This is a genomic window from Flavobacterium sp. RSP46 (assembly GCF_003984825.1).
Taxonomy (GTDB): Bacteria; Bacteroidota; Bacteroidia; order Flavobacteriales; family Flavobacteriaceae; genus Flavobacterium.
The window spans coordinates 186,040-197,968 of sequence record NZ_RYDM01000002.1; the positions used below are offsets into that span (position 1 = coordinate 186,040).

Consider the following 11,929-nt stretch of genomic DNA (forward strand, 5'->3'; position numbering starts at 1 on the left):
GAATTATAAAAGCATTTTTTATTAAACGTATTGTATTGATTTAAACGGGATATATATATACTACTATGCAAATGAGAACAATTTCTTTTATTCTTTTTTTTCTTTCGGTTAGCGCTTTTTCTATTGCGCAATCACAACGCACTATTGTGGGGTTTTTACCTCAGGCAGTCGATAAAGAAATTATAATCAGGGGTTTTAATGTTGAAGGTGATAGTGAGTTAGCTACGGCTAAGACAGATGCACAGGGTAAGTTTAAGCTCGTGTATCCGTCGAGTTATGTTGGGGCTGCTTTGTTTGAAATTAAAGGGGCTAAAAGTGTTATTATATTATTGAATAACGAGGATTTTGAAATTAATTGGGGTAATCTTGAGGATTTTTCTAGCTTAAAGTTTATGCACTCTACAGAGAACAGTGATTTGTCTCGCGGCTTGCAATTGTATCAAAACATTGAAGGAAAAAAAGCCGGATTGATTTATTTAATTCCGCTTTATGTACTCGAGCCTTCTAGTCAGGCATTTTTTCAAAAAGAATTAAAAGTACAGGAGCAATTGTTTCGGGCTTTTTTAGAAGTGCTTCCTAAGAATTCGTATGCTGCATATTATATAAAATTGCGAAAACTGATTTCAGATATGCCGTTGACGGCAAGCAGGTATATGGATCGATTTCCGGAAAACGAAAAAGAATTTAATGCTTTGGATTTTGGAGATGCAAGAATGGAGCATTCCGGTTTATATAAAGATTTATTTGAGGGGTACGTTCAGCTAATGGAAAGTTTTGCAGGCGCTGATATGAATGCGTTAAATACGCATCTTAATGCAAGTATTGATGTGGCTCTTAAAAGTTTGAAAGATAAGCCATTGTTGTTGCAGGATATGAGTCAAAATTTATTTAACCTGTTAGAGAAACGCAGTTTGTTTTCGTCCGCAGAGCATTTGGCGCTGGCCATGTTAGACGAGAGCAGTTGTCAAATTGATGAAAAGCATCAGGCTTTGTTTGAGCAATACCGTAAAATGGCAATAGGTAAAATAGCACCTGATATTGTATTTCCGGAAGAGGTGAAAGGATATGATAAATTATCAGCGATAAAATCAAAATATAAGTTGGTCGTTTTTGGGGCGAGCTGGTGTGCAAAATGTACAGAGGAGTTACCTAAACTGAAGCCTTTGTATGAAAAATGGAAAAAGGAAGGGGTAGAAGTTGTTTTTGTTTCGCTGGATACTGACAAGACTGCTTTTGCTAGTTTCACAAAAGACTTCCCCTGGGTTTCCAGTTGCAATTATCAATCCTGGGATGGGCAGGCGGTTCGGGATTACTGCGTGTTTGCAACACCTACAATGTATTTGTTGGATGGTACTCAAAAGATCATGGCAAAACCATTATCGGCAGATCATCTGGAGGCTATTCTAGAAAGTTATAAACGGGATGTAGCAAAATAACAGGAGGTGTTTTACCACTTATATAGTGTGATGAACCACTTGTAACCTCTTGGCTTGTTTGAGTTGCGCAGGATGGTATATTTACTTTAATAAAGGGAGAACTAATATGTTTCGAATCTGTTTAAAGTAGGTAGGAGGAAAATAATATAAATAGAAATTAATACTTAATTGATTATGGTAAAAAAAGAAAAAAGTAGAGTTAGTCTGTTGTCTCTTATAGCATTGGTACCTTGTTTGTGTCTTTCACAGTCTGCAGTTAACGACGCAAGTATTACAAGTAATATGGGTGTTGTTAGTGTAAAGGCTAATACAATTTTGAGTACGGTTTATTCGTTAAAAAATAATTTAGGGGCTGAGCTTATCAATGATGGGGAGTTGTTCGTATATGCTGACTTTAAGAATGATGGTAAGGTAGGATTTTCTCCTGGTCTGTCTTCTGGAATAACACGGTTTCATGGACAAAAATCTGAGGATCAGTTAATTTCGGGATTAGAAACAGCAGCTGTTTATAATGTGGAGTTTAATGGGCAGTCTGGTTTTAAAATGTCAAATGGATTGAATGTTTTTGGTAAGGCAGATTTTCAAAATGGGATTGTTAATTACGAGGCTTTGGCTTCGGGTATGGGGTGGCTTAATCAGTTGTCTTTTGAAAAAGGCGCAACTGCAGTAAATGCTGATGATGTCAGTTATGTTAATGGTGGTGTTATCAAGAAAGGAAATACCGCGTTTAGTTATCCAATTGGGGGTGGGGGTAAATACAGGCCAACTACTATTTCTGCTCCAAATGAATTAAATGCTGCTTTTGTATCAAAATATGTTTTTGAGAATCCAAATACTGTGGATCCCTTAGCGGCTAATTTAGATCCTTCATTGAGTTTAATTGATAATACTGAATATTGGGTGATTTTGAGAACGGATCCTGGTACCAGTAATGTTTTTGTGACTTTAAAATGGGATGAAGCAACGACTCCTTCCGCTGTATTTGCTGATCCTGTTGAAGATATTCATGTTGTGAGATGGGATAATGTAAAAAAGCTCTGGATAGATGAAGGAGGGGTAGTGGATTTCTCTAAAAAAGAAGTGGTTACCGTTTCACAGACGTTGGGTAATTACGGCGTGTTTACCCTGGCAAGAGTTGCGCCAATTGTAGCGCCCGAAAATATAGTTTTGTCTCATCCTGGTATTTCTCCTAATGGTGACGGTGTTAATGACGAGCTGGTAATTCAAGGTTTAGAATCTCACTCAGATAATAGAGTAACTGTTTTTGATCGTTTTGGTAAAATTATTTTTGATACCACTTCATACAATACGAAAGGAAATGTTTTTAAGGGATATTTAAATGAAAATAGCAATACAATTTTACCGTTAGGGGTTTATTTCTATACTGTTGATTATCTGAATGAATCTACTGGACTTAGGGTTAAAAAATCGAATTATTTATATATAAATTTAAGGTAATGATGAATTTTACATACATAAAAAACAAGGTTACTTTTTTTTTATTTTTAATTGGTATTTTTGTCGTAAATGCTCAAGAGAATGAGCGATATACGCAATATTTATACAATCCAATAGGTATAAATCCTGCTGCTGCTGGAGCAAGTGAGATGAATACTTTATTTACTTCTTATCGTACACAGTGGGTAGGGGTTGCTGGCGCTCCGGAGACTATGGCGCTATCATTTAATGGTGCTACTAAAAATGAAAATGTGGGCTTGGGAATATCTGTAATGAATGACCAGATAGGTCCGTCTGTCCAGAGTGCTTTAGCGGTAGATTTTGCTTACAGTTTGAGATTGAATCCAAATTATAAGTTAGCTTTTGGGTTAAAAGCATCTGCTAACTTACTCAATGTAGATTTTACTAAGTTGTATTTAAAGGATGGTACAGAGTCTGTTTTTGAAAATAATATTGATAATAAATTTTCTCCAAATATTGGAGTTGGTTTGTATCTGCATTCTGACAAAACTTCTATTGGTTTATCTGTTCCTAATCTGTTGGCAACAAAATTTTATGATAAATACTCCAGTAATGCAAGTAGCAGTAGTATTGCTACAGATAATTTGAATATTTTTCTTACAGCGAATCATTTATTTGAGTTAGATTATAATTTAAAATTTAAGCCGGCATTACTGGTTAAAATAGTTCAAGAAGGTCACGTGCAAACGTATGCATCAGCAACTTTTTTAGTCAATGATGTATTCACCTTCGGGACGTCATATCGTTTTGGTGGAACCATAAATAGTCTTGTAGGGTTTCAGATTAATAATAGAGTTTTTATTGGGTATGGATATGATTTAGAAACAAGAAGTATGCGCAATTATAATACTGCTTCGCATGAAATTTTTATTAAGTTTAATTTATTTTCTAAAAATCAAATGACATCGATGTAGGTTCTTTTTTTTAATTGAGATTACGTTAACATTAAATTGAATGAATTAGTTTAGTGTTTGTTGGGTAGGTTGATAGGACCATTGAGATTTTTTTAAAAGTTTAGTTTTCTTTATTTTCTACCTAAAAATTAAATTCACTAATGTAATACTTGTTAGTTAATGAGTTAACAAGACCTAAAGTTTTTTGAATTAAATTTGTTTTTTATTTTGAGTCTGTCTTTTTTATTTTGAAAACGCATTTTTTGTGTTCAAAATATAAATAAGTCAGGCTCATTTTATTTTTAAGTGTTTTTTTGTAAGCTGTTGTGTTCATAAGGTAAAAAGAATAACGAGTCAATTATCGGACAGAATAAAATATTTTTGATACTCATTTTTTTCTTCATGATACAATTTTATCTGAAAAATGACCGCCACTTACGTATTTATAATGATAATTGTTTTGAGTTTTTTGACAGGTCTTTAGTGTCGTGACATAGTGTTTATATAGCGAGTTATTAATGTGCTTTTTATTGGTCTCAAATTATAGTTTGTAACGATATTATTAGCATAAAAATCAGATATAGGCAACAGATACCACCTACATTCCTATTGCAAAAGGATTTATGTATTTGACTGCGATTATAGATTTGAACACAAGATTTGTTTTGAACTGTAGTGTAAGCAACACAATGAGTGCCGACTGATGCGCCTTAAATTTTCAATACAGATTATAGTAGTCAATACACCAGTAAGGTTGACACCAACGTATTCTTCAGAATTAAACCTGATAGAAATTCTATGGCGTAGAATAAAATATCAACGGTTAGTTTTGATGCTTATAAGAAATACCAAAGCCTCAAAGAAAAATTATACTTTGTACTGAATAATTTTGAAAAAAAATACGACATTAAATTTTAACTATTACTTAGATACCAAGCGATTTGTAAAAATAATAATTTGTTAGCTCTTTGCCAATTTATTTAAAATTCGCAAAATTCAATTAATCCTTTTATGAAAAAATTCCTACCACTACTATTTTTATTCTGTTATGTCGCTTGTTTTTCTCAATCAGTAACGATCAACACAACTAATTATTCGGTCGAACAATTGATTAATCAAATTTTAATTAATTCTCCTTGTGTATCCGGAACTAACGTTAAATACAAAACAGGTTCGCAGTATGGCTCAACAAATGGTATTGGATATTTTGAAAACACCAATGCTAATTTTCCCTTTTCTAATGGTGTTGTTTTGTCCACCGGTGATGTTACAAAAATTGTAAGTCCAAATAACACTATTTTAATCGACGGAAATGCTGCTTGGACTGGTGATACAGATTTAGAGGCTAATTTACTATCACAATCAGGAATAACTATGAACTCTGTTAATGCGAGTTATATTGAATTTGATTTCAAACCAAAATCTCCAAATTTCGATTTCTCCTTTCTTTTTGCTTCGGAAGAGTATGGTACTTCGCAATGTAATTTCTCAGATGCATTTGCATTTCTTTTGAAAGATGTTACTGCTGGTGGCTCAAATGTAAATTTAGCTGTAATACCAAATACCACAATACCTGTTTCAGTGGAAACGATAAGAGATAATGCTTATAATACCAATTGCCTTTCTGCAAATCCAAGCTATTTTGGAGCTTTTAACGGCAGTGGATTTGGTCCTGCGATTAATTTCAATGGACAAACAATTCCGATGATAGCCTCAGCAACTGGTTTAAACACGAGCCACATTTACCGTATTAAATTAGTTATTGCTGATGGTGGAAATAATACGGCTTATGATTCTGCAATATTTATTAAAGCAAATAGTCTTAACATTGGACAAAATGTTTTGGGATTAGACTATACCGATGCTAACAAAAGTACAATTTGTCCCGGAAGCATTTTACCAATATTATCTGCTGCCAGTTTAGGAACCGGAACTACATTTGTATGGGAAAAAGAAGGAGTTGCCTTTTCACCAGCTCAAACGGGAGCTATTTTAAATCTCAATACTATTACTCCGTTAATAAGTTCTGGGAATCATACCTTTAGTGTCACTTACAAGGAGCCAGGTTGCACTGAAATAACTGATGAAATAACGATCAAAATTTATCCTACTATCGGAGCTATTGCAACTGTCCCTAATATTTACATCTGTGATACAGGAGCTGCTATTTATGATTTTGATTTAACAAAAAATACCTCTATTATAGTAGCGGGCAATAACAAATCAACTAATGCAGTTGGTGTTTTAGATGATTTACCTGCTGGAACAATTATCTCTTATCATCTTACAAATGCAGATGCAAATGCTGGGACTGAACTAATTGCAAGTCCTTTTACTGTTTTGAGTTCTGAAAGCGGAAAAAAAATTTATGTCAGAATACAAAATCCTACTACATTATGTTATGAAATACGCTCTTTTCAACTCCAGATTGTTCCACCTCCAACAATTGCAACTATTCCCGATAATATAACGGTATGCGCCAGAAACATAACGGATATACCTCTAAAAGCAAACTTCGACTTAGCGCCACAAAAATCTTCAATATTTGGATTGCAAAATACCACTTACAATATAATCTCTTATCATTCCTCTTTTGCGGGAGCCAATAATAATACAAATATAATAAATACTGGCGGTAGTACTATTTTACTGTCTTCTAGTACTACAATATGGGCTAGGCTCCAAAATATTTCAAATGATAACTGTTTTGTGGTTACCAGTTTTCAAATTACCGTAAGTCCACTACCGCTAGTCGATATTTTAAAAGATGTATTTGTTTGTACTTCGTATACTTTGCCAACATTAATAAATGTGGGAGCTGAATACTGGACAGATAAAAATGGAAGTGGTACACAACTTTTTGCTGGAAGTAGTATCGATGCCACTAGTGATATTTATGTTTTTAACCAATCTGGAATTTGTTCGAATCAAGATTCTTTTAAAGTTACCGTTGTTGATTTGGATGAAATAACCTCTAGATCATTTGTATATTTGACAGAATATAGACTCCCAGGATTACCTTATGGAAAATATTTCACACAGAGTGGTGGTACGACTACTCCAGGAAATACGGTATTAGCAGCTGGAACAATTATTAATACATCCGGAATAAACACCATATATGTCAGGTTTGAAGACAATACAGTCACACCACCATGTATAAAAGAAACTTCTTTTGTCATAACGATAATTCCAATCGCACTACTACCGGATTATACAAATCAATTTGGCTGTAGTTCATACACATTACCTAGTGATCCAAATGGAGGAATTTATTATTCGGGACCAAATAAAGGTCTTCCTATAATGGAAGCAGGTACTGTTATTAACTTGACCAAGACGATATACGTTTATAAAGATTTCTTGACCTTTTCTTCTGAAAAAACATTCACAGTTTATATTGGCCTTTCTGCTATTAATCCTCCATCGGATATTAATTCCTGTTCTGCTTATATTTTACCTTTATTAATAGTTGGTGATTATAGAACCAATTCAGGAGGAGATGGTTCACTTGTCGCTGCAGGAACATCAATTGATGCAACAACGACACTTTGGTACTATGTCAACGAAGAAAGTTGTATTACTGATTTACCATTTACGGTTACCATAAACACAGTACCATTACCAATTATGATTGATACAACTCCTCAATGTGATGTCTATTATTTACCGCCAGTAGCACATTCTGGTAATTATTTTACAGGCCCTTTAGGAACTGGAAAGATGTGTCCTGTAGGATTCCCTGTCACTACTACACAAACCATGTATTTTTATGATAAGGCTGTAACTCAAACTTGTTATTTAGAAGAAAAGTTTCTCATTACCATTAGTCCTTCACCATTGATTGATGCAAGGCCGGTAGAAGTTCTAAAATGTGGAGAAAATTATGTACTAGATGATTTAATAAATGGAGAATATTATGAATTTTCGGGAGGTCCTTCGCCTACAAATCCGATATTACCTCCTGGTTACACCATTTCATCTTCAAAAACAATATATGTTTACGCTCCTGCAGTTGCACCAAATACTTGTATCTCTGAATATAGTATATTACTTTTGATAAATCAAGTGGTAAATATTCAAAATCAATACGCATGCAATACGTATGATTTACCGGTAATAATTGGTCCTGGTGATTACTATACGGATACCAATGGTCCTCATGGTGCAGGTATAAAATTATCACTTCCCTACGCTCCGATAACCAGTACGACAAAATTATATATATACGCAGAAGAGAATAATAGAATTGCCTGTTTTGATGAAGATGATTTCACGGTTACCATTTACAATAGCCCTGTAATTCCTGCTATTGCTCCTGTAATAAGATGTGAATCATACGAATTACCTCCATTTATAGCTCCAATAACTAGCTACTTCACTCAATCAGGAGGGCCTGGCAAAACCAATATAAAGAAATTTCCCGGCGATTTAATTACAGCATCAAGAACCATTTATGCTTATGCAGAAGAGGGTATTCTATCAACCGTTATTTGTCCGGATGAAAAACCAATAGTAATTACCATTATGTCAAAACCAAATCCAGTACTTGACGTGACTGTTATTTGCCATGATTTTGAAACTGGTATAGTTACTAATTCACATAGTATAAGTGGATACAATGCCCCTCAATATGCGTTTGAATGGAAAACGGAAGATGGTACTTTGTTAAGCACTGCTTCTGATTTTTCAACAAGTCAAATAGGGAAGTATACATTAACAGTAACCGATTTGTCTATATTTGGTTGTACATCGGATGCAGTTCCATTCACTGTTATTGAGTCTTCACCTCCAGCTTCCATATCCTTGACAACTTCTGGCTGGTTTACAGACAGTCAAACTATTACCGTAAATGCAATACCAAGCTTGGGTGACGGAAGTAATTTTCTTTACTCATTAGATGGAAGTTCTCCGCAAACTAGCAATATATTTACAAATGTAAGTCCTGGAACTCATGAAATAAGCATAAGTGATGCGCTAGGTTGTGGAGCTACAATTCCAGTTGTAATCAAACTCATAAATGCTCCTAAATTTTTTACTCCAAACGGAGATGGATTTAACGACACTTGGAATATAAGTGGAATACCAAATGGAGAAAACTTAAAATTATATATTTTTGACCGATATGGAAAATTGTTGAAAGAACTTTTTCCGAACGATTCCGGTTGGGACGGAACTTTCAAGGGATATTCGCTCCCAGCAGATGACTACTGGTTTTCTATCTCGTATACCGAAGACAATGTTTCTAAAGAGTATAAATCACATTTTTCTTTGAAAAGATAAAGTTTCGCGTTTATATATTGACAAATTCAAATTATAGAAAGATTAACTTTGCAATAATTTCCAATACAAGAGAGACAAGCAACAATACAATCTTTAATATCATGTTATTTTATTTTTATCATAAAATCACTAGTGTCCACTATAGATTAAAAAAAGTTCTTTGCAATTATCGTAAATCTGTATTTTAAGTCTCATTTTAGAGCGTGAGGATTTGAAATGAATCCTGTCATAAAATATTAATAGATGAAATAAAAGCGGCTTACCTTCAATCAAATTATTGTTTGGATATTCTACTTCTTCCTATTTCGATTTTTTTTAAGACATATGCGTTAATTCACTTTGCTCCGGAATCACATGCACAGTTTAAACCGGAATAGGGTGTTCAGTTTGCCCCGGAATATCCATTAATTGTCTCTTATTCAATTATCGATCTATTTTGTTTTTATAAATACAAGTAATAATTCAATGTTTTAAAATATTAATAATTGTATTTTTGTATGACATCTAAAAATAATAAAATCATGAAAAAGCATTTAATAGTAGGGGTTTTTGCTCTAGGTATTTTATCTTCTTGTGCAACTAATCCGCTTACAGGAAAAAAAAACTTAAATTTTGTTCCCAATAGTGAGTTGTTTCCAACCTCATTTCAGCAATATGGTACTTTTTTAAGTGAAAACAAAGTAATTACTGGAACTGCTGATGCAAAAAAAGTGGAAACAGTTGGTCTTCGAATTAAAGCTGCTGCAGAAAAATATTTAATATATTTAGATCAATCACAATATTTGAAGGATTACCGTTGGGAATATAAATTAATTGACAATAAAGATGTGAATGCCTGGTGTATGCCAGGAGGAAAAATTGTAGTGTATACCGGAATACTGCCTATAACTAAAGATGATGCGGGTTTAGCTACCGTAATGGGACATGAGGTTTCGCATGCATTAGCCAATCATGGAGCTCAACGTATGAGTGCTGCTCAATTGCAACAATTAGGTGCTGTAGGAGTTGCTGTTGCAACGGGAGGAAAAAGTGCTGAGAATCAACAAATTTGGCAACAGGCTTACGGAGTAACCACACAATATGGAGGAATGTTACCTTTTAGTAGAGGTCATGAAACGGAGGCCGATAAAATAGGACTTACTTTAATGGCTATTGCAGGATACAATCCAGAGGAATCAGTTGTTTTTTGGCAAAGAATGTCAGCGCAATCCGCTGGGCAAGCACCGCCAGAATTCATGAGTACACACCCCTCTGATGCTACCCGAATTGCGAATTTGAAAGCATTAATTCCTGAAGCTAAAGCAACAGCTGTAAAAGTTGGAATTATATACAGATAAAAATCATATTAATTAGTAAATCTAATTTTATACAAAAGCTTTTCTTTTTCAGAAAAGCTTTTTTTTGTTTATCCTAACGGCGTGCTTATGATAACGGATTATTAATGTACGATTTCATCCCGTTTTGTCTAATGTTAAACAAAAAATAAATAAATTCGTAGCATAAATAAATGAAATATGAAAGGATTACAAAAAGGAGATAAAAAGCTTATTAACGCTTGGGCTTTTTATGATTGGGCTAACTCCGTTTATAGTTTAGTAATTTCGACAGCTGTTTTCCCCATTTATTATGAAACGGTAACAAGCGGAAACGATGGGATTGTTCATTTTTTTGGAACAGAATTCATTAATTCAACTTTGCTATCTTACTCTTTATCATTCTCATTTTTGGTAGTTGCTCTCTTATCACCAATATTGTCTGGAATTGCTGATTATACGGGTAACAAAAAACGATTTATGCAGTTTTTTTGTTACTTGGGTTCGTTATCAGTCATGAGTTTATTCTTTTTTAAGGGACAGGACACATTGTGGATTGGAATTTTAGGTACCATTTTAGCCAGTGTTGGCTTTTGGGGAAGTATTGTTTTTTATAATTCTTATTTGCCAGAAATTGCTTTTCCAGAACAACATGATCGAGTAAGTGCAAAAGGATTTATGTATGGTTATTTTGGTTCTGTAATTTTATTGGCGTTTAATTTGACGATGGTTATGATGCCTCAATGGTATGGGATAACAGATTCTTCTTTACCGGCGAGGATTTCGTTTTTATCTGTTGGTATTTGGTGGATTGGTTTTGCCCAAGTAACTTTTTATTATTTGCCTAATAATGTATTTCATAAAAAACCCGAAAAAGATTATATTTTTAAAGGATTAATAGCGCTTAAAGTTGTTTCAAAAAGTATAAAGAAACTAACAAAATTAAAACAATTCTTAACCGCTTTTTTTCTTTACAGCATAGGGGTACAAACAATGATATTATTGGCTGGTATTTTCTTTAAAAAAGAACTAGGAATTAGTACGAGTAAATTGATTATTATAATTTTATTAATAAATGTAATTGCTATTTTCGGCGCTTATTTATTTTCAAGAATATCAGAGAAAATTGGAAATATAAAAACACTAAAACTTACTGTAGCAATTTGGGCGTTTATTTGGTTTACGGTCTACTTCTTAGATGCTAAAAGTACATATATTGATATCCAAATTTATGCGCTTGGAGGAATGATAGGAATGGTTTTGGGGGCTATTCAATCCTTATCACGTTCAACCTATTCCAAGTTATTGCCTGAAACGGAAGATCATGCTACCTATTTTAGTTTTTTTGATGTTACTGAAAAAATTGCCATAGTGCTTGGTACATTTATTTTTGGTTTTGTAGCTTCAATTACAAACTCGATTAGGAATTCAATTTTTATATTGGCGATTTTCTTTGTACTGGGTTATATTGCTCTTAGTTTTATGAGTAAAAATGAAGACGGAAAAGATTAGTATATAATTATTA

At 33.6% G+C, this 11,929-nt stretch carries 6 protein-coding genes; all 6 read left to right on the plus strand.

What is annotated here, in order from left to right; translation table 11 throughout:
• Window positions 1-71 precede the first annotated feature (71 nt).
• The 6 genes from EKM01_RS05080 to EKM01_RS05105 all read left to right on the plus strand — a co-directional run bounded on the left by EKM01_RS05080 (window position 72) and on the right by EKM01_RS05105 (window position 11,916).
• Entirely contained in the window at window positions 72-1,436 is a 1,365-nt protein-coding gene (locus EKM01_RS05080) for a TlpA disulfide reductase family protein (protein ID WP_158615130.1), read from the plus strand.
• A gap of 174 nt (window positions 1,437-1,610) precedes the next feature.
• Window positions 1,611-2,894: a gliding motility-associated C-terminal domain-containing protein gene (locus EKM01_RS05085; protein ID WP_126767198.1), complete on the plus strand. Its 1,284-nt coding sequence runs from the start codon at window positions 1,611-1,613 to the stop codon at window positions 2,892-2,894.
• Window positions 2,894-3,829 (plus strand): type IX secretion system membrane protein PorP/SprF, encoded by a 936-nt coding sequence (locus EKM01_RS05090; protein WP_126576235.1) that lies wholly within the window; start codon window positions 2,894-2,896, stop codon window positions 3,827-3,829. The genes EKM01_RS05085 and EKM01_RS05090 overlap by 1 nt, the downstream gene beginning before the upstream one ends.
• Window positions 3,830-4,819: 990 nt before the next feature.
• Complete coding sequence (locus EKM01_RS05095; protein ID WP_126576234.1) at window positions 4,820-9,091, plus strand: T9SS type B sorting domain-containing protein; 4,272 nt, start codon at window positions 4,820-4,822, stop codon at window positions 9,089-9,091.
• Between the two features lie 521 nt (window positions 9,092-9,612).
• Window positions 9,613-10,428 carry a M48 family metallopeptidase gene (locus tag EKM01_RS05100; RefSeq protein ID WP_126459772.1) on the plus strand — a complete coding sequence of 272 codons (816 nt, stop codon included), beginning with the start codon at window positions 9,613-9,615 and terminating at the stop codon, window positions 10,426-10,428.
• A gap of 177 nt (window positions 10,429-10,605) precedes the next feature.
• Entirely contained in the window at window positions 10,606-11,916 is a 1,311-nt protein-coding gene (locus EKM01_RS05105; RefSeq protein ID WP_126561599.1) for an MFS transporter, read from the plus strand.
• Window positions 11,917-11,929: the final 13 nt, after the last annotated feature.

What these genes read in the sequence shown, in the direction of transcription:
- EKM01_RS05080 (WP_158615130.1), top strand. Translation starts at nt 72, where the DNA reads ATGAGAACAATTTCTTTTATTCTTTTTTTTCTTTCGGTTAGCGCTTTT.
- EKM01_RS05085 (WP_126767198.1), top strand. Translation starts at nt 1,611, where the DNA reads ATGGTAAAAAAAGAAAAAAGTAGAGTTAGTCTGTTGTCTCTTATAGCA.
- EKM01_RS05090 (WP_126576235.1), top strand. Translation starts at nt 2,894, where the DNA reads ATGATGAATTTTACATACATAAAAAACAAGGTTACTTTTTTTTTATTT.
- EKM01_RS05095 (WP_126576234.1), top strand. Translation starts at nt 4,820, where the DNA reads ATGAAAAAATTCCTACCACTACTATTTTTATTCTGTTATGTCGCTTGT.
- EKM01_RS05100 (WP_126459772.1), top strand. Translation starts at nt 9,613, where the DNA reads ATGAAAAAGCATTTAATAGTAGGGGTTTTTGCTCTAGGTATTTTATCT.
- EKM01_RS05105 (WP_126561599.1), top strand. Translation starts at nt 10,606, where the DNA reads ATGAAAGGATTACAAAAAGGAGATAAAAAGCTTATTAACGCTTGGGCT.